Source organism: Bradyrhizobium jicamae, from assembly GCF_018130215.1.
GTDB classification, from domain to species: Bacteria; Pseudomonadota; Alphaproteobacteria; order Rhizobiales; family Xanthobacteraceae; genus Bradyrhizobium; species Bradyrhizobium jicamae_A.
This window is the reverse complement of the sequence record NZ_JAFCKQ010000050.1, coordinates 1-22,417: the sequence shown is the minus strand read 5'-3', so window position 1 is coordinate 22,417 and position 22,417 is coordinate 1. Positions and strand designations below refer to the sequence as shown.

At 63.5% G+C, this 22,417-nt stretch carries 17 protein-coding genes and 1 pseudogene; 6 read left to right on the top strand and 12 right to left on the bottom strand.

Annotated features, from left to right (window positions below; all coding sequences use genetic code 11):
• The first annotated feature begins 252 nt into the window (after window positions 1-252).
• Window positions 253-756 (top strand): hypothetical protein, encoded by a 504-nt coding sequence (locus JQ586_RS40815; protein ID WP_249148513.1) that lies wholly within the window; start codon window positions 253-255, stop codon window positions 754-756.
• A gap of 125 nt (window positions 757-881) precedes the next feature.
• Here the strand turns inward: JQ586_RS40815 and JQ586_RS33540 are convergent, their stop codons facing one another.
• Window positions 882-1,634: an outer membrane protein gene (locus JQ586_RS33540; protein ID WP_212398917.1), complete on the bottom strand. Its 753-nt coding sequence runs from the start codon at window positions 1,632-1,634 to the stop codon at window positions 882-884.
• Window positions 1,635-2,025: 391 nt separating this feature from the next.
• Here JQ586_RS33540 and JQ586_RS40810 point away from each other — a divergent pair, with 391 nt between their 5' ends.
• Together JQ586_RS40810 and JQ586_RS33535 are read left to right on the top strand one after the other, a co-directional pair.
• Complete coding sequence (locus JQ586_RS40810; protein WP_249148512.1) at window positions 2,026-2,289, top strand: hypothetical protein; 264 nt, start codon at window positions 2,026-2,028, stop codon at window positions 2,287-2,289.
• Window positions 2,290-2,592: 303 nt separating this feature from the next.
• Window positions 2,593-3,519 carry a hypothetical protein gene (locus JQ586_RS33535; RefSeq protein WP_212398916.1) on the top strand — a complete coding sequence of 309 codons (927 nt, stop codon included), beginning with the start codon at window positions 2,593-2,595 and terminating at the stop codon, window positions 3,517-3,519.
• 128 nt (window positions 3,520-3,647) lie between these two features.
• Here JQ586_RS33535 and JQ586_RS33530 read toward each other — a convergent pair whose 3' ends face one another.
• Window positions 3,648-9,839 (bottom strand): Ig-like domain-containing protein, encoded by a 6,192-nt coding sequence (locus tag JQ586_RS33530; RefSeq protein ID WP_212398915.1) that lies wholly within the window; start codon window positions 9,837-9,839, stop codon window positions 3,648-3,650.
• 396 nt (window positions 9,840-10,235) lie between these two features.
• Here JQ586_RS33530 and JQ586_RS33525 point away from each other — a divergent pair, with 396 nt between their 5' ends.
• Both JQ586_RS33525 and JQ586_RS33520 read left to right on the top strand, forming a co-directional pair.
• Window positions 10,236-10,883, top strand: a complete 648-nt coding sequence (locus JQ586_RS33525) for a FecR domain-containing protein (protein ID WP_312017051.1) — start codon at window positions 10,236-10,238, stop codon at window positions 10,881-10,883.
• Window positions 10,884-10,914: 31 nt separating this feature from the next.
• A complete protein-coding gene (locus JQ586_RS33520; RefSeq protein ID WP_212398914.1) occupies window positions 10,915-11,778 on the top strand; it encodes a tetratricopeptide repeat protein in 864 nt (287 codons plus the stop codon).
• 50 nt (window positions 11,779-11,828) lie between these two features.
• Here the strand turns inward: JQ586_RS33520 and JQ586_RS33515 are convergent, their stop codons facing one another.
• From JQ586_RS33515 to JQ586_RS33475, 9 genes are all read right to left on the bottom strand, one after another.
• A complete protein-coding gene (locus tag JQ586_RS33515) occupies window positions 11,829-12,797 on the bottom strand; it encodes a zinc-binding dehydrogenase (RefSeq protein WP_212398913.1) in 969 nt (322 codons plus the stop codon).
• 45 nt (window positions 12,798-12,842) lie between these two features.
• Window positions 12,843-13,838 (bottom strand): dienelactone hydrolase family protein, encoded by a 996-nt coding sequence (locus JQ586_RS33510; protein ID WP_212398912.1) that lies wholly within the window; start codon window positions 13,836-13,838, stop codon window positions 12,843-12,845.
• Between the two features lie 77 nt (window positions 13,839-13,915).
• Window positions 13,916-14,911 carry a nitronate monooxygenase family protein gene (locus JQ586_RS33505; protein ID WP_212398911.1) on the bottom strand — a complete coding sequence of 332 codons (996 nt, stop codon included), beginning with the start codon at window positions 14,909-14,911 and terminating at the stop codon, window positions 13,916-13,918.
• 165 nt (window positions 14,912-15,076) lie between these two features.
• Window positions 15,077-16,165 carry a ketopantoate reductase family protein gene (locus JQ586_RS33500; RefSeq protein ID WP_212398910.1) on the bottom strand — a complete coding sequence of 363 codons (1,089 nt, stop codon included), beginning with the start codon at window positions 16,163-16,165 and terminating at the stop codon, window positions 15,077-15,079.
• A gap of 141 nt (window positions 16,166-16,306) precedes the next feature.
• Window positions 16,307-16,738 carry a CBS domain-containing protein gene (locus tag JQ586_RS33495; protein WP_212398909.1) on the bottom strand — a complete coding sequence of 144 codons (432 nt, stop codon included), beginning with the start codon at window positions 16,736-16,738 and terminating at the stop codon, window positions 16,307-16,309.
• A 262-nt stretch (window positions 16,739-17,000) separates the two neighbouring features.
• Window positions 17,001-18,329 carry an oxalate/formate MFS antiporter gene (gene oxlT / locus JQ586_RS33490; RefSeq protein ID WP_212398908.1) on the bottom strand — a complete coding sequence of 443 codons (1,329 nt, stop codon included), beginning with the start codon at window positions 18,327-18,329 and terminating at the stop codon, window positions 17,001-17,003.
• A 380-nt stretch (window positions 18,330-18,709) separates the two neighbouring features.
• Window positions 18,710-18,847, bottom strand: a complete 138-nt coding sequence (locus JQ586_RS33485) for a hypothetical protein (protein ID WP_212398907.1) — start codon at window positions 18,845-18,847, stop codon at window positions 18,710-18,712.
• A 215-nt stretch (window positions 18,848-19,062) separates the two neighbouring features.
• Entirely contained in the window at window positions 19,063-19,386 is a 324-nt protein-coding gene (locus JQ586_RS33480) for a hypothetical protein (protein WP_212398906.1), read from the bottom strand.
• Between the two features lie 3 nt (window positions 19,387-19,389).
• Window positions 19,390-19,788 carry a tautomerase family protein gene (locus tag JQ586_RS33475; RefSeq protein ID WP_212398905.1) on the bottom strand — a complete coding sequence of 133 codons (399 nt, stop codon included), beginning with the start codon at window positions 19,786-19,788 and terminating at the stop codon, window positions 19,390-19,392.
• Between the two features lie 109 nt (window positions 19,789-19,897).
• On the opposite strand from JQ586_RS33475, the gene JQ586_RS33470 reads away from it, so the two are divergent.
• Complete coding sequence (locus JQ586_RS33470) at window positions 19,898-20,758, top strand: LysR family transcriptional regulator (RefSeq protein ID WP_212398904.1); 861 nt, start codon at window positions 19,898-19,900, stop codon at window positions 20,756-20,758.
• A gap of 12 nt (window positions 20,759-20,770) precedes the next feature.
• On the opposite strand, the pseudogene JQ586_RS33465 reads toward JQ586_RS33470, so the two are convergent.
• A pseudogene (locus JQ586_RS33465) lies at window positions 20,771-22,417 on the bottom strand (hypothetical protein); the annotation flags it as partial.

Here is a 22,417-nt window from a genome sequence, read left to right as displayed (position 1 = left end):
GCATCACCTAAACGGGAGCTTGACGTCTCCGGCAAAGCTACGTCGGCATGCGGAATTTTGCGAAGGCATCCGGTTGTGCTCTGGGTGACGACAGCCAAGCGCCGCTTGGTCGCCGCACTGGAGCGTGAAGCCTTCTTTAGAGCGATGGCGATGGGCAGCGGGTTTCTTTCAGCCGCGCTCATGGCGTTGGCCATGATATCGGATCACTGAATTGGGGTGGACCCATGGACTACCTAACGCTGGAGATTGGACATGACGCAGAGGATTGTCAGGAATACTGCGATTGCGCTCTCGACGTTCGCGTGTGCGGCACTGCTCTCCATCAGCTGGTCTGAGCAGGGCGGCATTTCGGCATCAGTCGAAAGCGCCCAGGCACGCGTCGGCCGACCGCTGACGCCCATGAGCGTCGCGGGCGTTGCCCGTCGCCACAACCGCCGCGCCGTTTACGGATACGGCTACGGGCATCATCACCACTACGGCTATGGCGCGGGAGTAGCCGCTGCGGCAGCGGCCACCGCGGTCGCCGCAACCGCGCCCGCCTATACCGGATGGGGCACTGGCGGTTGGGGCAATGCCTATGCTGCCCAGACCGATCCGCACTTCGGCCAGCCCTACTATCCGGCACGCGCCTACCATGGGATCAGTCCGTACTACGGCTATGCCGGCTGGGCCGACTACAAGACGATCAACGGCATCAGCTGCGAACCCGGTACGATGACGAAGATGGCTGACGGCCACGAGTACGTTTGTCAGTGAAGTCGGCGCAACGGCGCATGATGAAGCAGGTGATTTCGCATGCGCGCCGGTCTGCGGATCGCAGGATAAAAGAAAGCCCCGGGGGATCCCCGGGGCTTTCTGGTTTGCTGTAGGTCACCAGTCGATCAGTACCGCGCTGCAACCGGCGCTGCGTATCCGCCAAAGCGGTAGTTGATGCGTATCGTGACCATGTCCACGTCCTGGTTGATCCGATTGGCTGCTCCGGCGACGATTGGATTGACGACGGAGAACGAGTTGTTGGCGTTGCCCATGAAGAGATGATCGTATTCGCCGCCGATCGACCAGTTCGGTGCGAAGCCATATTCCAGCCCGACGCCGACGGTGCCGCCCCAGCGGGTCGCGCTTGCCGAGGCCACGTCCGCTCCGGTCACGTTGGAGATGATGTCAAGGTGGTTGCTGGTGACCGCCGCGCCGCCCTTGAAGTAGAGCAGTGCCGCATCCCACGCGTACCCGATCTGCCCGGTGAAGAGTCCGATCCCGTCGGTCTTGACGCGGGTCAGGAATGCCGGAGCAATCACGCTTTGGCGTATGTTGCTGAGGTCGGCCCAGTCGCCCTGCGCTTCGAGGCCGATCACCCAGGCGCCGGTCTGCCAGCGATATCCGATCTGACCGCCAGCGACACCCCCGGACCGATCACGACAGCCGTCAGCGACCACTGCTCCGGCTGCGGTGATGAAGTCCCAGCAGTTGTGGCTTTCACCCCAACCGCCATTGGCGCCAATGTAAAAGCCGCTCCAGTTGTAGATCACGGGAAGCGGGGCCGGTGGCGGCGCCTTGACGGCCATATCGGCAGCCGATGCGGGAGTTGCCATCCCCAGCACAATCAAACCTGCAGTACCCATCAACAGTTTCTTCATCGCATTGTCCCCTCCCGGCGTCGTTGCAATGACTGCCCGGACGACGGCCGCTAACTGTGTTGCAAAGGTCTTGCTTGCATTCCCATTCCAGCACGGAGCCTAGCCGATTTGGCGCCGACGACGTGTGCCAGGGATGCAACAGTTTTGGTTTTTCAGTAATCGTGTGCACGCTGTTGTGCGGACTATGCAGTTTGTGCCGCGCGGCGTTGGCGAGGTTCAGTTTTTCGTCGTCAGCCCCAGTGCTCCGCGGATTTGAATCCCGACCGGACTTCGTACCCTGTATTGATCTGCGTCAAGATCACGCACCCCGTGCCGCTGACGATAGTTGACCTGATCGCGCCTGGAGCGCCGTCCCATCACCTTCCGGTTCGCGCACGTTGAGGAGGACCACATGCATCCGACGAAGAAGCTTTCGACCGGCTCAGTGACAGTTGCGGGAATTGCAGCCAGCCTCATGCTTGGGCTTGCAGGCGTAACACTCTGTCCAGCACCGGCAGAGGCCGTGATTTACTGCACGTATGTTGGCTATCCGGCGGGATGCGTCGCGCGGGCCGGTGTCGTGCTCAGGCCGCGGCCGGTGGCGCGCGCTGCGGTCCGCCATAACGCCGGCGGCAATATGAATGGCGGCGTCAATCGCGTTGGGGTGCGTCGGTAAGCCCCCCGTTTGCGGTCACGATATTGGCGGCAGCGGCGAGCCGATTTCGTGACCGCGGTTGGAGCATCGAAGCCGATTGCCTCACCAGCGCTCTCTACGTCCGCTTTCGGCGGAGTTGCGGGCCTGACCTCCGCCTCGCCGGGGGCCGGTCTTCCGCGCCAAAGCGGGAGGACGATCGTGCTTATCACGAGATATCAGGCGCGCTATCATCCTCTTCTCTGGACAAGACTGAACGGGGTGCTGGGGTGACGGACAGCCGATGCGGCAGTCTTGGATGACATTGGACGGAACAGGGAAGGGCCAATGAACTCCACACCCACTCCGCACGCGGTTGAATCGAGCGATGCCCTGACCGCGCGCGCCGATGAACGACTCGCGGAGGCCTACAAGCAAATCGCGCGCGCTGATGAAGAGCTCACGCGTTTGAGTGAGCAGCTTGCAAAAATGGAGCGCGATGCCGCGCGCCCGCCTTCGGCTGGACCGAACCTTGCCTCGACCGGGTCTGGCGCGCCCTCGGCCGGATCTAACCCGGCCTCGGTCGAATCCGGCCCGCCCTCGGTCGGATCTGACCCGCCCCCGGTCGAATCCGGCCCTCCTTCCCTCGCACCTCAACCACGCGCACCGTCTCGAAGGCCGATGTTACGAGTGCTCGCCGGCCTGTCGCTGGCAGCGTTCATCGTCGGCGCCGCGCTGGCCTCGCAGTCGTCTTATGGCGGGAGGGCCAAGCTGGTTGTCGCTCGCTGGGTGCCGCAGTTCGTTTCAACTCCATCGTCGCCGCCAGTTGATCCGCCGCTTCCTGCACAGCCCGCGCCATCTCCCGTTCAAGTTGCCGCGGCGGAGGTCGCACCAGCGCAGGCGCCGCCCGTGGCTCCGACCGCAACGCAGAACGCCGCGCCGACCGCCAATGCAGCGCTTCCCGATCAAACCGAGCTGCTGCAAGCCATTGCGCGCGATCTCGCGAACGTGCAGCGAAACATTGAACAGCTCAAGGCAGACCAGCAACAATCGGCCCGCGAGAGCTCCAAAGCCATCCAGGACCTCAAGGCGAGCCAGGAAGAGATAAAACGGGCGCTCGCGAAGGTTTCCGAGCAGAAGACGGTATTGCCTCCGACGCAGCAGCCTCCGGCACAGCCTTCTCCAATCCTGCGCAAGCCCCAGCGGACATATCAGCCGCCATATGCGAGAGCGCCGCCTCGCATCCCAAGGGAGTGGCTCTACGACGATTGGTAACCGTCGGTGCCGCCGGCGATTGGCGGTGGGGGCGACAGCGGTCTGCCATCGCTCTTCGAGCTACGGCGGACGAGTAGCCCAACTCACAATGCCCGCTACCGCCGCGAGAAGCGTCGGCGCCGGCCGGGTCATATGATCAGATCGTGCGGCACGTGGACACTTGCGCCATGGTTCGAGTGCTGATCGTGCGGAGACAGTCCGATGGCATCCTCCGTATGCGATGCCAGGATCGGAACATTTCCTTTGTAGTCGAAGGAAGGCGCAGGAGTTGCATCGAACTGTGCGAGGTCGGTGACGGATGAACCTTTCGAGTTGGAAATCGCGTCCTTGAAGATAAAGGCTTTGTCAGGCGAACCGGAGGCCTCGCCTCCTTCCGGATTTACCTGGGACCCGTGAGTGACGGCAGCATCGCCGTGGTGGCCCTTCGAGGTCGGCGGCTCGTTGGGCTTTGCAGCGTCGTTGATCGCCGGCCCTTCGGGGTTCGACGTGGTCACGGACTTATGCTGCCACGGAGGGGATGCCTCGCCGCGATGCTGCGGCGTCGTGTTTCCGCTGGCGTCGCTTGCCATCGCGTGATGGTTGCCGTCTTTGCCATTGCCGTCACCATGGTCATCTGCCGGCGTCTTGTTGCCATGGCCTTCGCTCTTGCCGTTGCCGTTGCTGTTTGTAGACGTTTTCGGCGCTGCTGCGTCAGGCACGGCGTCTGCATCGGCATCATGGGCGTGACTGTTGCCGGCATTCGCCACGTCCCCGGCGTGCGAGGCGTCATGACCTCCGTTCTTCGGGCTCGTGTCCGGATTGTCATTCCAATCGCTCCAGGACGGCGCGAACCAGTCGCTGTTCACGGCTGTAAACGCGACCGGCGTCGGATTGGCATTGTCGAACGCCGGCTTCGGATCAAAGGTGAAGCCGGGCTGCATCAGCGCCGTCATGGCAATCTGAGTCAGTTCAACTGTCAGTCCGCCAGGCAGAGCCATTGCCGGGCCATCGATGGCACCGAAGCTTGTGGGGATGCTGGCTGCTTGCGTCGTGTTATCCCCGTCGGCGAGGGGCGCGTCGTAGCTGACCTTCGTATCGGGCGAAGCCTGGGTTGTACTCGTCGTGCCGGACGCATGATTTGCGCTGGTCACTGCATCGTCGTGGGTCGTGGCGGCGTGATCGATCGGATCGCCAGATACGACCACGGGCGCAGCCGTCGTCGTGGCGAGCGCGAAATCCGACGAGTGCAGGTTCGCCACGCCCGGCAGGTGGATGGCGACCAGGCTGGAGTCGCCGATGCCTACGGCGTGGTCGGTCGGATTGGCATACACGAGCGCCTGATTGGCATTGCCGTCGTAGAGCCAGGCGATGGTGTGCGCCGGCACTGACGTGCTTCCGGGGGACAAAGTCAGGATAGTGGAGGAAAATGAGCCGAAAGAGGTCAGATCGATCTTGTCGGACCCCGATACGAAATTCGTGATCGTGTCGAACCCGGTCGCGCTGGAATTCGCCGCATGCGAATGAAAGACAGTGTCGCTCCCGCCAGTGGGCAGGTTCGCACCGAGTCCGACGATGATCATGCCGGCCAGGGTGTTGCCGGTACCGAGCGTGCTTGCCGTGCCGGCGCTGCCGGGCGTGGGGACCCAGAGACCGGTCGCCGTCGTCGTCGCGGCGGGGCTGCCATCGCCCGTGAGCCTGGCCAGCGGACTCGCGAGGGTCTGGGGAGCCGGCAGCGCGCTCGCCGCGGTCACGGCAGCGGTGGCAACCGCGATGTGACCGGTGATGGTGCCGGAATTCGGCGGCGGGTCGCTGATCTCGGTGCCGGCACCTCCGTTGATGCTCGTGAACGTCCAGGCGGTGCCGGTGTAGTTCCCGGACAAATGCAGCGTCACGTCGTTCGCACCGTTGCCGTCGCTGAAGGTCATCGTGCTGACGTTGGTGCCGGAATTGTACGACACCGACACGGACATGCTTCCGCCGACGAAGGGAAGCTGTGTAAGATCGATCAAATCGGTCGACGTGAGCTGTGTACCGATGTCGGTGCCGGTGATGACGCCTGCGAATTTCCCCCAGTCATCGATGATCAGCTTGCCCGCGCCCTGCTCGAAGGAGATGGTCTGGCTGTCGGTCGTGCCCGGAGCAACCTTGCTGCCGGCGGCGAACTCGAGCGTGCCCCCGCTGCCGATCGAGAACTTCCCGTTTCCGGTGATGGTGCCTGTCACGTCGAGGTTGACGGCCTGATCGACGATGATCGTGCCGTTGTTGATGATAGGCCCGATGAAGGTGCCGCTGGCGGTTTCCTCCAGTCTTCCGTCGTTCTCGAGTTTTCCCGAGTCGCTGACATCGAGATTGCCGGCAAGCTGCAGTGTTCCACTGGCGGTGATATTCGTCATCGCCGAGCCGTGCGGTATCGTCAGCGACGCCGCCTGAGCGATGTCGTCAATGATGACCGTGTACAGGGCGGAGGCACCGATGAACGTGCTGATGGTCAGGGTAGGAACGACGCCAGCGCTCCAGTTGGCCGCGTCGCTCCAATCGAGCGTTGGCGCAGGCCCGCCGACGATCAACGACTCGGACTCCGTGGTGACGGTTATTGCGGTCACCGCGGTCGCCGGCGTCGGGTAGATATCTGTGCCGTCGATGGACGTCACGGTTACATTCAGCGTGTCGCTTCCGAAGAAGCCCTCGGTGGGCGTGTAGACCAGGCTGGCCAGCGCGGCGTTGACTTCGCTCGCCGTCCCCGAAAGTGTCAGATATCCGGAGCCATTCGCGATTTCCGTGACTCCCGCCACGGCGATCACCGCCAATGTCCCGTGTGCCACGGTCAGCAGGACCCTGATCGTATCGTCGGCATCTTCAGCGGCCGGACCTGCAACGACACCCTGGATCTGGATCGGTCGCACCTTGTCGTCATTGTCGAAGTCCCCGTCATCGTGCTCGACGACCGTGATTGTCGCCGGCGCGCTTGCCGTCGGCGGCTCCGCGACCGGATTCACAGTGATCGCAGTCGAGGCGGTGGCCAGCCCCGGGTAGGTGTCGGAGCCGTCGCTCGACGTCACCGACATCCGAAGCGTGTCGGAGCCTTCGTACTCCGCGGTCGGCGTATAGGTCAGTTGCGCCAGCAGCGCGTTCACGAGCGCGGCGCTTCCCGACAGCGTCAGCATCCCGCTGTCATCGCCGGTCACGGTCACGCCGTCCAGGCCTGCGACATGCAGAATGCCATGCGACACCGCCAGCGTCGCGCTCACCGTGTCGTCGCTGTCTTCCGCCAGCGGTCCGACGCTCACCCCGGCAATCGCCACGCCGGTTGAGTTCTCGTTCAGCGTCAGCGTCGCCGGCGCGCTTACCGTCGGCGGCTCGGCGACCGGATTCACCGTGATCGCAGTCGAGGCGGTGGCCAGCGCAGGGTAGGTGTTGGAGCCGTCGCTCGACGACACCGAGATCCGAAGCGTGTCGGAGCCTTCGTACTCCGTGGTCGGCGTATAGGTCAGTTGCGCCAGCAGCGCGTTCACGAGCGCGGCGCTTCCCGACAGCGTCAGCATTCCGCTGTCATCGCCGGTCACGGTCACGCCGTCCAGGCCGGCGACATGCAGAATGCCATGCGACACCGCCAGCGTTGCGCTCACCGTGTCGTCGCTGTCTTCCGCAAGTGGTCCGACGCTCACCCCGGCAATCGCCACGCCATTGGCGTTCTCGTTGAGCGTCAGCGTCGGCGGTGCGCAAGCCGTCGGCGGCTCGGCAACCGGGTTCACCGTGATCACGGTCGTGGCGGTGGCCAGCCCCGGGTAGGTGTTGGAGCCGTCGCTCGACGCCACCGAGATCCGAAGCGCGTCGGAGCCTTCGTACTCCGTGGTCGGCGTATAGGTCAGTTGCGCCAGCAGCGCATTCACGAGCGCGGCGCTCCCCGACAGGGTAAGCATCCCGCTGTCATCGCCAGTCACGGTCACGCCGTCCAGGCCGGCGACATGCAGAATGCCATGCGACACCGCCAGCGTCGCGCTCACCGTGTCGTCGCTGTCTTCCGCCAGCGGGCCGACGCTCACCCCGGCAATCGTCACGCCATTGGCGTTCTCGTTGAGCGTCAGCGTCGGCGGTGCGCTAATGGTCGGCGGCTCGGCGACGGGGTTGACTTTCACAAGCACGGTTGCCGTCACCGTGGCGCTGAGATCGCCTTCCGGGTCGCGCTCGTTCACCGCAATCGCCAGCGTGAAGTTGCCCTCGAATTCTGCCGGAGGCGTGATCGTCAGGCTCGACAGGTTCCAGCCGGCCACATCCTCCGCGGTGTTCCCTGCGGTTGCCGTAAAGCTGTGGCCGCTGCCATCAGTCAGCGTGGCGCCCACCGGGATGTCGCTCACGAGCAGCGCGGCGAGGTGGTTCGGCGACGCGTCGCCCAGCAGGCTCTGTGCCGTCGCGCCAAGGTCCAGGGCAATCGCTGTGTTCTCGTTGCCCTGCGCGGCGACCGGATTGAGGGTGGGCGCCAGGGGGGTGACAGTCACCAGTTCGCTCGCGCTCGACGTGTTGGCATCCTGGTCGGTCGCGGTGACGGTCAGCGTGAAATTGGTGTCGTTCGGCGGGGTGATCTTCAGATTCGAGAGCGTCCAGCCCCTCACATCGACCGAAGTGTCGTCACTCGTCGCCACGAAGCTGTTGGTGCCGTCGGTCAGGACCGCCCCAATGGGAATGCCGCTCACGACAAGCGACTGCACGCTGTTGCCTGGCAGGCTGCTTGCGCTCGCAGCGATCGTACCCAGCGCGATCGCCGCACCCTCGACACCGCTCTCCGCCTGCGGCAACCAGGTCACCGTCGGCAGCGTCTCGTCGACCCTGATGACTTGCGTGGCTTCCGGCGCCGGATTGCCGGCCGAGTCCGAGACATCAGCCGTCACCGTATAGCTGCCGTCATGCAGCAATTTGGCTTCGGCTGACGTGACGTTGATTGACCAGGTGTTGTCGGTCAGCTTGGTGACGAATGTATCGACGACGTTGCCGGAGCTATCAATGATCCTGACCGTTACCGGCTGCCCGTTCTCCGCATCCGTCGCCGTGCCGACGATGGTGAACCCGGCGCTGGCAGTTTCGGCGTTGACGACGTTGCTCCTCGCAACGGGGTCGATCGCGATGGTCGGCGGGGTTTCGTCCACCCTGATCGGCTGCGAGGCTTCCGCCGTGTTGCCGAACTGGTTTGTCACGTCCGCTTTCAGCGTGTAGATGCCGTCGACCAGCGCCTTGGCTTCCTCCGGGCTGAGTACAATCGCCCAGCTGCCGTTGCTCACGATGGCCGTGCCGCTGAATTCAATGTTGTCGGAACCATCGATGATGAAGACCTTGACGATCAGCCCGTTCGCCACACCGGTCGTTGCGCCGACGATCTCGATCCCGGCGTCAGCTTTGGCAGCATTGATGATGTCGTCGCCGGCGACGTCGATCTGTCCCCCGATGCTCGTGATTGCCAGCGTCGGTTGACCCACCTCGATGGGCTGGAAGATCGCCGTTTGCAGCGGAGGAAGCAGATTCAGCGGGTGGATGGGGTCAGGCTGAAAAAAATTGATGGGCTGCAGCAGGTCCCCCGGATTGAGGGAAGGAGGCGTGCTCGAGCCGACTGATCCCCATCCTTTCGCGTAGTTGTCCAGCGCGGCCTGTTGGGCCATCTGCAACGCCTGCATCTGGGCAGGCGTGTTCGCGACCGTATCCACGCTGACCGAGGACCCTCTTCTGCTCAGGACGACGGTCTCTCCGGGGTCCTCGACAATGATGTGTCGCGGGTTCGCCTCCTTGGTCGTGAGCTCGAATACGCCGTGATGCAGCTCCTTGTATGTGATGGTGTCGTCATCAAGGAATGTGACGTCCGGGTCCGCGGCCAAGGCTTCCTTCACGAATGAGAAGGTCAGTGCCGCGAGCGACAGCATGGCGAAACCGCTGGCCTGGGTCCGGCTGCGGATGCTGCCAAAAGGCGTTTCCACTGTCAGCGGGTCGGTGTTCGCCAATTCGCCGCCGGCGAAAGCGAAGGCACCCCTGGTGACCTCGATCAGGGTCGAACGCAGGGGAATGGTGGAATTCCGCGCGGGTCCGCCGACCACCACGCTAGTGTCGCCGGACAGGCTGAATGCGGTGCCGTCGATGAAGCGAATTTCGATCCGTCCGTCCGCCGCGGTCTCGATCATGTCGCCCGGGCAAACAGGATCGCCAGCCAAGACCTGAACGGGAGTGCCGTTCGCACGCCGGATGGTACCGTGACCGATCGCCGTCAGAATGTTGCCGATGACATCGCCCAATGCCGGGTGGAGCTGGCCCAAAGCGGCCGTGCTCGCGTCCCCGGACTCAACGCCGGACACAACTAACATTGGCTTCAACCTCGCCTGCCAGGTAACTCAGGCTCGGCGCGCTACCGCAGTCTTCTTGCTTTGGCCTGCCCTCGCCACGAGGTCATTCATCTTGGCGCTGGCAGCCTTGCGCTTGCCCGCCGAAACATCCCGATGGAATTCAATTTCGATCGTAAATTGCAGCGATAGAAATCCGCCTTCGCCGATCCGACAGCATTGCTGTCGTTCTGTCGCGAGTGCGATCCCGTCAAAATTATAGTATAGTTAACGACCGAAATGTCCACTCGTGAATTAAACGGCGAGGCTCGGGCGCGAGCTTGGCTGCAATGCTTTTTTTTGCCGTCATGGCCATCTGATTCAATCTGCATCGGGCAGCCAGACGACAAGATCTTCTCGAAGGGGGAGGGGATCATGCGTATGCACTGGATGAGCGCGTTGGCGGCAAGCTTCGTTCTGGCGATGGCAAGTCTGTTGCCCCCGGCGCGAGCGCAAACCAATTCTGCTCAACCCGCCGTTCAGGATGCGTCCGCAAAGCCGATCGGCAGGGTCGTGACCGTCTCCGGTTCGGTCACGATCGAACACAAGAATGCAGTCGTCGTTCAGGCGAATGCTTCGAGTCAGGATGCAGCGACCAAGGTTGGCGATCTCGTCTATTTGAACGACGTGGTCGTGACCGGAGCGGGCGGCCGGGTCGGGATCAACTTTGCCGATGGCACTTCGTTCAACCTGTCGAGCAACGCCCGCATGGTGATGAACGATTTCGTCTACGACCCCAACGGAAAGTCAAACTCGAGCTTGCTCAGCCTGACAAAGGGAACGTTCACCTTCGTTGCCGGCAACATCGCGAAGACCGGCGACATGAAGATCGACACTCCCGTTGCGACGATGGGCATTCGCGGCACCACGCCGCATATCGAAATATCTGACGACGGAACGGTCCGATTTTCCACGCTGATTGAAGAGGGCAAAAGCAAGCTCGTAAAAAGGGCGAGGGCGCCGGCGACGCAGCAGCCTGAGCAGAAGATCGACCGCACATTCAATCCCAACATCTGTCGCGGGTGCTGAGGTCGAGCGCGGGGCATCGGGAAGCCTGGATATGGACATTCGCGCAGTGACGGGGGCGATCGAGGGCCTGGCGGCGGTTCTGGTCGTGCTGCTGCTGGCTTCGCCGGCGCTGGCGCAAGATCGGCAACGGGACGGCAATCTCCACAATGTCGAGCTGTGCAACGGGGTGAATCGCACGCCGTTCGAAGCTCGCATCAATGGTTGCACGGCCCTCATCGACGCGCGCCAGGACATGACGGCGGCCGGCCTGGCGATTGCATATAACAACCGTGGCAACGCCTATGCCGCCGAGCGCGACTATGACCGCGCCATTCAGGATTTCGACAGCTCGATCAAGCTCGATCCGAACTACACCAAGCCGCTCAACAATCGCGGCGTAGCTTTCCTGAAGAAAGGCGAATACGATCTCGCGATCGAGGCGTTCGACCGCGCGATCGGACTCAACCGCGGTTACGGCGAGGCCTTCGCCAACCGCGCCGAGGCCTACTTGAAGAAGGGCGAATACTTTCGCGCGGCGCGGGATTATGATGAAGCAATTCGTCTCGAGCCCAGCCTGGAAGGTGTGTGGAACGGGCGTTGCTGGACCCGTGCCGTGCTCGGCGTTTTGCAGGGGGCGCTGGAGGATTGCAACAAGGCGCTTCAGTCGGATTCCCGAAACGCTGCGGCGTATGACTCGCGCGGCCTGATCTACCTGAAGATGGGCCGGATTCCAGCGGCGATCGACGATTACGATTCCGCGCTTCGGTTGAATCCGAAGCTGGCGAGCGCGCTTTATGGTCGCGGGCTCGCCAGGCTCAAGCGGGGCGACGAAGCTCACGGCACTGCCGATATCGCAACCGCAAAGACGATCCGGGACGGCATAGCCGACGACTTCGCGCGGTATGGCGTGCGATAGCGATCGGTTTGCATCGCCGCGCCTCGATCCTCATCGAAGTCGGAAGCCGGCTACAGCGTCACCACGATCTTGCCGAGGTGCTTGTTGGCTTCCATGTGCGCAAACGCCGCGCCGATGTCGGCGAATTTGTAGACCTTGTCGATCGGCAGCTGCAGCTTGCGCGCTTCGACCGCGGGCCAGATGTCCTTCCTGACCTCGTCGAAGATCTCGCGAATCTCCTCGATGGTGCGGGTACGGAAGGTGACGCCGATATAGTGGATGCGGCGCGCGGCGTGCAGGTCGAAGTTGAAATCGGCATGGGTGCCGCCGAGGCGGCCGACATTGACGATGCGGCCCTTGACCCTGGTTGCCGCCAGGTTCTGGTTGGCGACCTTGCCCGAGACCTGGTCGACGATCAGGTCGACGCCCTGGCCGCCGGTCGCCTTCAGCACCTGATCGACCCAGGCCGGATTGGAGGAGTCGATCGCAAGATCGGCGCCGAACTCCTTCAGCCGTCCGCGGCGCGTCGCGTCGGTCGACGAGCCCACGACGAGCCTTGCGCCTTTCAGCTTGGCGATCTGCATCGCCATCAGGCCGACGCCGGAGCTGGCGCCCTGGATCAGCACGCTCTCGCCTGGTTGCAGCGCGCCGTTGGTGACGACCGCATTGTGCATGGTCGCCAGCGCGACGGGGAGCGTGGCGGCCTCGTCGAAATTCATGTTGGAGGGCGCGCGGAACAGCCGGCCGTGATCGGCGAGCGTGTACTCGGCAAACGCAGCGGCACCCGAGCCCATGATCCTGTCGCCGACCTTCACCCCCTTCGCATCGGGACCGAGCTCTGCGACTTCGCCGGCCCATTCCATGCCGAGCACGGTGCCGGCGCCGCCGGCCGAGCCGTGGACGTGGCCCTTGGTCATGCCGAGGTCGGCGCGGTTCAGCCCGCAGGCATGCACCTTGACCAGCACCTGCGTGCCCTTCGGCGCGGGCTTGGCAACGTCGGTAATCTCCGGGCCGCTGGCCCCGTACACATACGCTTTCATGATGTTCTCTCCGGCTGTGATTGGCCGAGCGTGCTCGATTGCTCGTTACGGCTGACGGGCTTCCACCAGATGCTTGCGGAAGAAGGCGAGGATGTCAGCGTTCCATTCCTTGTGGAAGGCAACGCGATCGAAGCCCGGCGGATCCGTGCAGATCCTCGGCAGCCGGGCGGCGAGATCCGCAGAGCAGGGCGCCAGGAAGACGAAATGTCCGGCATTGCGGATGACGTGATAGTCCGCCTTGACCGGCAGCTCGTCGTCGATCGCAGCGACGTAGCCGGGGTTGATCTCGGTGATCCTGTCCTCGCCGCTGAGCTCGGAGGCCCAGAGCTGTACCGGTATCTTGACGTCTCTCAACGCGTCGCGATCGAACAGCGGGCCGAACGCAGGATCGGCCACCACCATGGCCCTGACCCGCGGGTCATGGACGGGCGGCTGCGTCGGGATTTCGCCCCGCTGCAACTCGGCGCAGCTCGGCAAAAGAATTCCGGTCGTACAGAAGGCCGTGGCCTTGCGGATATCGGGATCGGCCCCGGCGACCACGAGGCCGGTGTAGCCGCCGCGCGAAAAGCCGAAGAAGCCGATCTCGCCGGGATCGATCCTGGCGCGCTCGGGCCAGGTGTCGAGCATGTAGTCGATCGCGCGCTTGATGTCGGCGGGGCGCTCGGTCAGTACGGCAAGCGTGTCGGCCCGGGTCTTGTCGCCGGCCCCGGTATCGACCGGATGATTGACGGCGACCACGACGAAGCCCGCATCCGCGAGCGTCTCGGCGGTGTCATGGTGTCCGGTAAAGCTGCCGCCATAGCCATGCGACACCACGATCAGCGGCAACTTCTCGCCAGCGATGGGGCAATCCGTCGTCCCCGGCAGCGTGATGGTGCGGAGTTTCACCTCGCCTGCGGGCGCGGCGCAGGGCGACCACACGGCGACCTGCATCGGCGGGGCGCCGTCGGTCTCCACCTTGATCAGTCGGAGGCCGGCCGCATTGGCCAGCGATGCCGACAGGCAGAGGGCGACCGCAACGGTCGACGCGAACAGGCGCATGCAAACTCCCGTCAGAAAACAGCCGGCCTCATGAAGCCGGCTGCCATGGCAATACGAGGGCAGCTATTTTCGCGTCGTTACTCGGCAGCCTGGCGCTTGCCGCCGGACATCATGCCCTCGAGCCGCGAGCGGATGATCGCCTCCGCCTCGTGCATGATGCGCGAGATCAGCTCGGCGCATGAGGGGATGTCGTGGATCAGGCCCTGCACCTGGCCGGCCGACCAGATGCCCTCGTCGGCATCGCCGGTGGCGTAGACCATCTTGCCGCGGGCGCCGGCAACGAGCTCGCGGACGTCCTCGAACTTGGCGCCTTCCTTCTCCATCTGCACGACCTTGGTCGAAATCGCGTTCCTGGCGACGCGCGAGGTGTTGCGCATCGTGCGAAAGATCAGCTCGGTCTCGCGCTCGTCATTGGCGACGATGCGTTCCTTCACCAGCTGATGGATCGGGCTCTCCTTGGTGCACATGAAGCGCGTGCCCATGTTGATGCCCTCGGCGCCGAGCGCGAGCGCGGCGACGAGGCCGCGGGCGTCGCCGAAGCCGCCCGAGGCGATCATCGGAATCTTCACCTTGTCGGCGGCGGCCGGGATCAGGATCAGGCCGGGCGTGTCATCCTCGCCGGGATGTCCTGCGCATTCGAAGCCGTCGATCGAGATCGCATCGGCCCCCATGCGTTCGGCGGAGAGTGCATGACGGACGCTGGTGCATTTGTGCAGAACCTTGACGCCGTGCTTCTTGAATTCGTCGACATGCTCCTGCGGCTTGTTGCCGGCGGTTTCGACGATCTTGATGCCGCTCTCGATGATGGCCTGGCGATATTCCGCATAGGGCGGCGGCTTGATCGCGGGCAGGATGGTGAGGTTGACGCCGAACGGCCTGTCGGTCAGCTCGCGGCAGCGCGCGATTTCCTTGCGCAGATCGTCCGGTGTCGGCTGGGTCAGTGCGGTGATCATGCCGAGTGCGCCGGCATTGGCGACGGCGGCCACCAGCTCGGCGCGCCCGACCCATTGCATGCCGCCCTGCACGATCGGGTGGTCGACGCCGAACATCTCGGTGAAACGTGTTGTGATCATCCTGCCCTCGGTTTCCGCTCGAATTTTCCGTGGCGCGGACAGCCGCGCACGGTTGTTATGGAAGTTTCGAGCGGGAGGATGCCGTCCTGTCGGGCAAAAGTCTATCCTGCAAGGGCGGCGGGCCCATGCGCAAACGCAGGAGGGCAAATCCGGAGCCGACAGGCTCTACGTCGCCGCAACCGGAACAGCTCGCGGCGCGCCGGTTTCGCCTGTCGTGATGCCCTGTTTCAGTTTCTGATTGACGATCTGCACCGTACGGTCGATCTCGGCATTGGGAACGCCAAGCTGATGCGAGATCAGCTTCACCAGCAGGTCGACGCGCTCGATGGCAGGTGCACCGCCCGCAACCGCTCTTGCTGCCGACGAGGGCTTGAGAAGGCTTTCCGCAGCCTTGGCGTATTTCTCGAACGGCACCTGATCGGCGGGATCGGCGCCCAAGCGCTGGGCGATGGCATCGACATGGCGATAGATCGATTGCGAGAGATCGATATCGCCGTGCACCGCGTCGCGGATCGACTGCGGCTCCTGCGGCGTGATGCAGCGGTAATTGCCCGTCAACAGCATCGACCATTTGGCCAGCGGGACGAACATCGAATCGAACACCTTGAGCTTTACCGGAACGTCCTGACCATCCAGCCTCACTGCATCGATGTCGGCTTCCAGCTCCCGAAGCAGCAGATTGTGGGTCTCGTCCGCGAATGGCGCAGCCTTGAAGTTTGTCGGCAGGCCGACGTGAAGAACATTCGCCGCCTCGTCCGGCGGACGGAAGGCCTGCGGATCAGGGGAGCAGAGCGACACCAGGCCCGGCTCGAACCGCTCCCAGACCGCAGCATTGGCATAGGCCTGCTCCAGATCCATCTTCGCCAGCGCCGGGATCCGCTTGAGATAGGGGAGGGGCGGCATGTTCATGATCGAAAGGCAAGGCAGCTTCGCCTCTGCGATCTTGTTCATCAGAAGCTGAATCGCAGGGCTCGCGTATTGCGGTTCCTGCATCGCAAGGCCAACCAGATCGTAGCGGGAGAGATCGACGTCGGCGGGTTCGGCCGCGTCCAGGATTCCGGGAAGGTCGCGCGAGACGATCGACCGGTGGGTCGCCTCGTCACGAAGCTTGATGCGAACTTCGGTGCCGTCGCGATTGATGAGGTCCGCCGTCTGTTTCCGGCAGACCAGGGTCGCGTTGTGGCCCGCCATCAGAAGCTTCGTCGCCAGCAACGAGCCATACGAAGCGCCGAGGATCAGAACGTTGCGGGCCATGCGCCCTCCCAGATGATGTTGGCGCGCACGATTCCGGCGCAGGTTTGCGAGCGCCTGCCTTGCGACAGGTGTTGATATGGAGCGTTGCGGTGCCGTCGTCGCTGGAAATGCAGCTCCAGAAGATGCCGGCGCGGTTAGGGATCAGGCGGCGAACACGGTGGCGGCGGCAGTTGCCTCTTCGTCGAACGCCGCCGAGATGTCGCGCATGCTGACGACGCCGATCAGGCTGTAATTGTCGATCACAGGCACGTGGCGGATGTGGTGCCTGTTCATGAGGTGCCGGACGTGCTCGAGCGTGTCGGTCGAATTGCAGGACACCAGCTGCTGCACGGACACGAATTGCGACACCTGCATGCCGGCGCCTGCCGCACCGTACTGGGCGATCGCCCGCACCACGTCGCGCTCGGTGAACATGCCGACGGCGGTATTGCCCTCGGTGCGAACGACATCCTTGACCACGAGCGCGCTGATATTGCTGGAGCGCATCAGCTGGGCGGCGATCGCGACCGTCTCATTCATGCGGACCGTTGCGACGCGGGCGGTTTTCTTGCGCAGGATATCTCCGACTTGCATGGCCACCTCCTTGGGGGTTATCGATGCCTGAAGTCTGGTATACATAATACCAATTGTCAACACGATAGAGGCCAGCATCGACGATAAAAAATCGCACGAAAAGGCAGGAATTCTGACGCTTTCGGCCTTGCCGGGCGACGCCCATGGCAAACACTGATGGAGCGCAGGCGGCATTCCTTGTATCTGGCATACCTTGACGACACCAAAGCAAGAGGCGCACCGAAGTGCGCCTCGAGCCAGGTCAGGGAGAGGAGGAAAGGAATCAGGCTATCTTGGCATTTGTCTCGGCGCTCGTCGTGGCAGCGGTTTCCGCGGCAACCTCGTTGCCGTGTATGAAGGCGCGCCGCAGCGGCTTGATCACGAACACCGCCATCAGTGCCGCGGTGGCATTGAGTGCGACCGCGATCACGAACACCGCGTGCCAGCCGTAAGTGGTCGCAACGATGCTGGCGGCCGGAACCAGAAGCGACGCCGTGCCTTTCGCGGTGTAGAGCATCCCGTTGTTGGTGGTCGCGAACTTCGAGCCGAAGGTGTCGCCGCAGGTCGCCGGGAACAGCGAGTAGATTTCGCCGAACACGCCGAAATAGACCGCGGTCGCCAGCACGAATACCAGCGGATTATGGCCCCAGGTCGAAAGCGTCAGCAGCATCAGGGCGCCCGTGCCAAAGGCGATGAACATCGTGTGCTCGCGGCCGATATTGTCGGAGACCCAGCCGAAGAACGGACGTCCGAAGCCGTCGAAGATGCGGTCGAGCGAGATCGCGAACGTCAGCGCCGCCATCTGGAAGCCGGCGAGGGTGACCGGCGTGCTGGCGATCTTGTAGTCATGCGCGATCGGCGCGATCTGCGCCGCCGCCATCAGGCCGCCGGCGGCAACCATCACGAACACCAGATACATGATCCAGAAGATCGGGCTGCGCAGCACCTGCGGCGGCGTGAAGTCAATCCTGGTCTGCGGCAGATTGAGCTGCTTCTTCTTCGGCGGCATCGCCACCGTGGGCGGACGGATGAAGAAAGCGAGCGCGAATACGATCACGCCCTGGCCGATGCCGAAGTTGAGAAACGCAGCCTGATAGCCGCTCGAGGCGATCATGCTCGCGATCGGCACGACCGTGATCGCGGCGCCGGCGCCGAAGCCGGCGGCGGTGGCGCCGGCGGCGAGGCCGCGGCGGTCGGGAAACCATTTCAGCGCATTGCCGACGCAGGTGCCGTACACCGCGCCTGCGCCCATGCCACCGATCACGGCGGCCGCGTAGAGCAGCGTGAGGCTGTTGGCGTAGGAGTTGAGCAGCCAGGACAGTGCGATCATTACGCCGCCGAACATGACGACGATGCGCGGACCGTATTTGTCGACGAACCAGGCTTCGACCGGCACCAGCCAGGTCTCGGTCACCACGAAGATGGTGAAGGCGAGCTGGATCGCCGCGCGGCCCCAGTGGTGCGCGGCGTCGATCGGATCGACAAACAGCGTCCAGCCATATTGCAGGTTGGCGATCATCGCCATGCAGACGATGCCCATGGCGAGTTGCAGCCAGCGGAAGCCGCTGGACGAAGGTTGAGCTTGCGTGACGGCACTATTGCTGGAAACCATCAAGTCCTCCCGAGCGCGCGTTTCTTCTTGTGACCGTGTGTCGCTATTATTCTGTCTTATCGTCACAAGCGCTGTGCGGATGTTGGTATACTATATCCCAGAAAGCAAGCCTGTCCCGACGCTGCGCCGCAGCAAAACTGGCGTCCAAGGCACGGTTTCTCGCGATGTGGGAAACGAACGCGCCAGGGCGCTTTTTGTCACCGCGTTGCAGGGCGGAGCCTACGCCCTTGATATCGCCGCCAGTAAATCCTCCACCAATAAAGATGGCCCCGAAGATCGGGGCCATTGGTCAAAAGTACAGTTTCAGGCGGTGCGTCGCAAAGCCGCAGCGGCAAGGGGTCGGCAACGCGATGACGATCGGTGCCGGTCGCGTCGCGAGCTCAGAAGCCGGGGCGGGGCAGGTCGCCATTGCGGTTGGAGATCTCGGCGCTCTTCATCAGAAGGCGGTCAACCGTCGCGAGCAGGCGGGCGAACAGGGTGGCTGATGGAGCGAGTGCGATGGTCGTGGTCTTGGACATCTGTGTCCCTTTCGGTCTTGGGGCCGGCAATGTGCCCGCCCAACGTCTGGGACGTATTTAGGTATACCAGATACCACGAACAATGCGTTTGTTTGCATAGCAGCATTCGCCATACCGCAATGCAACAAAGCGGGCAGTTTGGCATCCCAAATGGCCGGAAATCCCGGCCGCAAGCCCTTGGAGCGGCGGACCGGGGATCGGGCCTGTACGATGAGCTATCCCGACATCTCGAGCCGGGTCGCGCTCCGGCGCGCCGGGTCGAGATGCATCACGGCCTCCATGATCTCGATCCGGGGTGCGGAGCCGTAGCGCGCAGCGACCATCCTGATGTAGTCGGTGCCGTGCCAGCGGTCGATGGCGGCTCGTGACCGCCAGATGTAGATACCGCCGCCCTCGCAGCGCTGCGCGTCGAACAGGTAGTACTTCTCGACAAGGTCCGGGTTGTCGAGCCAGCCCGGCGCACTCTGCTCATAAAGCGCCATCGCGTCGTCGCGCGTGGTGCCCGGCGGCAGGTCGAAGCGCACGATCTCGACGATCATGCGTCACGCCGCCTCGTGGTTATAGCGGTACTCCTGGGTCAGGCCGCCATAGCCGTAGGAGATCGCGCCGCAGTCGATGATATGCACGTTCGAATGCGGGTGCAGATTGCCGATCAGTTCCGACAGCAGCGCAAAGGCCTTCTTCTGATAGACCGACTTCTCGTCCCGCGTGTTGGTTCCCTCTGTGATGGTCACCTCGAGCCGGAACGAGTTCTTGCCGTGATCGACGAGCGATCGCGAAGCGATGAACCAGTGCTCGTGCGGCAGATACCGGACCTGCACCATGGTGCGCTCCGGCTTCTTCTTCAGCGTCGTGCAGGTGAGGGTGGTGAGTTCGGCGGCCAGGCGGCGGCTCAATGCTTCGTCGGGCGTTCCCGACACGGTCAGCTTCAGTCCGGGCATTGCTCTCTCCATTCGTCGTGTTGACCTGAGCCGAGGCTAGCCACTTATATCATTCGGAAAAGCGGGAATATGTGGTACAATCCATCGGAACTTCCGATGGATCACGACCATGCGCCTCGATCTTGATCTGCTGCACACCTTCGTCGTCATCTGCGACACCGGCAGCCTGACCGCGGCCGCGCGCCGGGTGCACCGCTCGCAATCTGCGCTGAGCGAGCAGATGCAGAAGCTTGAGGATGCTTGCGGCCGTCCGCTGCTGGTGCGCGGCAAGGGCGGCGCGCATCCGACGCCGGCGGGCGAGCGGCTGTTGCAGCATGCACGTCAGCTGCTCGGCATGTCCGAACTCGCCTATCAGGACGTCCAGGGCATCGAGATCGCAGGAACGCTGCGGCTCGCCATGACCGACTATTTCCGCCCGGCTCAGATCATCGACATCCTGGCGCGGATCCGTGCGCGCTATCCGCGTTTGCGCCTGCAGGTCTCGGTGCGCAAGAGTGCGCTGATCGAGGAGGACCCCGACGATTTCGACATCGGCATCTCGATGCGGCTGGTCGAAGGCGCCAGGCGCCGCAAGGCGCCCGACGACGGCAGGATCCTGATTGCCCGCGAGCCGGTGTCGTGGATCGCGCATGACGGCTTCAAATTCGCCGGAGCGACTCGCTGGCCGCTGGTGACCCTGCCCGAGACCTGCTCGCTGCAGCGCGCGATCATTCGCACGCTGAACCGGCACAGGGTCAAGTTCGACGTTGTGCTGACGGCCTCGGGCGTCGCCGGCCTTCACATGGCGGTCGCCGCCGGCCTTGGCGTCACCTGCCTCAACGCATCGGCCGTGCCTGCAGGCGCGCGGCGGTTCGTATCAGATGAATTGCCCGAGATGCCCGACGCCGAGTTCAGCCTGCTGCCGCCGAAGCCGAGCGAGCCTGCGCTGGTCGGCGAGGTGAGGCGGCTGCTGGTCGCGCAGTTCGCGTGACTTCACCACAGTCTAGCGGATGATGAAATCGTTGGCGTGCAAATCGGCCAATCGGACGTCCGTCAGAGTGATGACGTCGTGATTGCCGAGATCGATCGATGTGTCGTGCCCGCCATTCACGGACTGGAACAAGGATTGCGGCTGGCCGGCTTGCGCCTCATGCAGCAGCGTGGCCAGCTCCGAATTGCTTGTGACCGAGAAACCATCCAGCTCGAATGCATCGGCGGCTCCGGCGCTGACGATCGTGTCCGCGCCGATGCCCGGGTGGAACACAAACGTATCATTGCCCGGGCCCGCGATCGTGACCGCGACCGACTGGCTGGCGAAGCCGGGCGCGACGAGCGCTCCGCCCGCCGGGACCGCCTGGCCGATCACTCCGTCGCCATTCAAGTCCTGGTGGAAGCTTGATTCGAACAATTCCAGCGCGACGCTGTTGCCCGATACGGCGCCGCCGAGCGGGTCGTAGGTGACGTTCGCGCTGCTGTCGGTGTACCAGACCGTGTACTGACCGGTGGCCGCATATTTCAAGGCGATCTCGTAGCCGGTTGATGTCTGCTCTGCGCCGATCACTGTCCAGCCGAACTCGCCGGGTGTCAGCGGCGCGCCGCCAAACGTCACCTCAGGACCGGTCCCGGTGCTGTTGCTGTCGAGGACATAATGATTTCCGACCTGGACGAGGCTGGTCGCGCCTGAGGACTCGATGGCACCGGGAATGCCGATAACGCCATCGCCGTTCAGGTCCTGACCGAAGCTCAATTCGGTGACTTCCAGCAGCGGACTGCTTGCGGATACGTTGCCGATCGCGTTGTCGATGACGTTGCCGCCGGCATCGGTATTCCACACCGTGTACTGGCCGGTGGCCGCGTCCTTCAGCGCCAGCTCATAGCCGGCTGAGGTCTCTACTGCGCCGATCGGGGTCCAGCCATACTCACCGGGGGTCAGGGGCGCGCTGCCAAACATCACCTCGGGACCCGTCCCGGTGCTTTTGCCGTCGAGAAAATAATTGTCCCCGAACTGGACCAGATTGGTCGTCGCGGATGTCCCGACTAGAACACCGATCACTCCGTCGCCGTTCAAATCATGATGGAAGCTCGGCTCCAGCGATTCCAGCGCGACGCTGTTACCCGACACGTTGCCGCCGAGCGGGTCGTAGGTGACGTTGCCATTGGTGTCGGTGTTCCACACGGTGTATTCACCGTTGCTCGTGTCCTTCAAGGCGATCTCATACCCGGTCGATGTCTGCGCGACGGCTGTCGGCGTCCAGCCGAACTCGCCAGGGGCCAGAGGTGCGCCGCCAAACATCACCTCGGGACCGGTCCCGGTGCTGTTGCTGTCGAGGACATAATGATTTCCGACCTGGACGAGGCTGGTCGCGCCTGAGGACTCGATGGCACCGGGAATGCCGATAACGCCATCGCCGTTCAGGTCCTGACCGAAGCTCAATTCGGTGACTTCCAGCAGCGGACTGCTTGCGGATACGTTGCCGATCGCGTTGTCGATGACGTTGCCGCCGGCATCGGTATTCCACACCGTGTACTGGCCGGTGGCCGCGTCCTTCAGCGCCAGCTCATAGCCGGCTGAGGTCTCTACTGCGCCGATCGGGGTCCAGCCATACTCACCGGGGGTCAGGGGCGCGCTGCCAAACATCACCTCGGGACC

What these genes read in the sequence shown, in the direction of transcription:
- JQ586_RS33470 (WP_212398904.1), top strand. Translation starts at nt 19,898, where the DNA reads ATGCGCCTCGATCTTGATCTGCTGCACACCTTCGTCGTCATCTGCGAC.
- JQ586_RS33520 (WP_212398914.1), top strand. Translation starts at nt 10,915, where the DNA reads ATGGACATTCGCGCAGTGACGGGGGCGATCGAGGGCCTGGCGGCGGTT.
- JQ586_RS33500 (WP_212398910.1), bottom strand. Translation starts at nt 16,165, where the DNA reads ATGGCCCGCAACGTTCTGATCCTCGGCGCTTCGTATGGCTCGTTGCTG.
- JQ586_RS40815 (WP_249148513.1), top strand. Translation starts at nt 253, where the DNA reads ATGACGCAGAGGATTGTCAGGAATACTGCGATTGCGCTCTCGACGTTC.
- JQ586_RS40810 (WP_249148512.1), top strand. Translation starts at nt 2,026, where the DNA reads ATGCATCCGACGAAGAAGCTTTCGACCGGCTCAGTGACAGTTGCGGGA.
- JQ586_RS33485 (WP_212398907.1), bottom strand. Translation starts at nt 18,847, where the DNA reads ATGTCCAAGACCACGACCATCGCACTCGCTCCATCAGCCACCCTGTTC.
- JQ586_RS33540 (WP_212398917.1), bottom strand. Translation starts at nt 1,634, where the DNA reads ATGAAGAAACTGTTGATGGGTACTGCAGGTTTGATTGTGCTGGGGATG.
- JQ586_RS33505 (WP_212398911.1), bottom strand. Translation starts at nt 14,911, where the DNA reads ATGATCACAACACGTTTCACCGAGATGTTCGGCGTCGACCACCCGATC.
- oxlT (WP_212398908.1), bottom strand. Translation starts at nt 18,329, where the DNA reads ATGGTTTCCAGCAATAGTGCCGTCACGCAAGCTCAACCTTCGTCCAGC.
- JQ586_RS33475 (WP_212398905.1), bottom strand. Translation starts at nt 19,788, where the DNA reads ATGCCCGGACTGAAGCTGACCGTGTCGGGAACGCCCGACGAAGCATTG.
- JQ586_RS33515 (WP_212398913.1), bottom strand. Translation starts at nt 12,797, where the DNA reads ATGAAAGCGTATGTGTACGGGGCCAGCGGCCCGGAGATTACCGACGTT.
- JQ586_RS33535 (WP_212398916.1), top strand. Translation starts at nt 2,593, where the DNA reads ATGAACTCCACACCCACTCCGCACGCGGTTGAATCGAGCGATGCCCTG.
- JQ586_RS33530 (WP_212398915.1), bottom strand. Translation starts at nt 9,839, where the DNA reads ATGTTAGTTGTGTCCGGCGTTGAGTCCGGGGACGCGAGCACGGCCGCT.
- JQ586_RS33480 (WP_212398906.1), bottom strand. Translation starts at nt 19,386, where the DNA reads ATGATCGTCGAGATCGTGCGCTTCGACCTGCCGCCGGGCACCACGCGC.
- JQ586_RS33525 (WP_312017051.1), top strand. Translation starts at nt 10,236, where the DNA reads ATGCACTGGATGAGCGCGTTGGCGGCAAGCTTCGTTCTGGCGATGGCA.
- JQ586_RS33510 (WP_212398912.1), bottom strand. Translation starts at nt 13,838, where the DNA reads ATGCGCCTGTTCGCGTCGACCGTTGCGGTCGCCCTCTGCCTGTCGGCA.
- JQ586_RS33495 (WP_212398909.1), bottom strand. Translation starts at nt 16,738, where the DNA reads ATGCAAGTCGGAGATATCCTGCGCAAGAAAACCGCCCGCGTCGCAACG.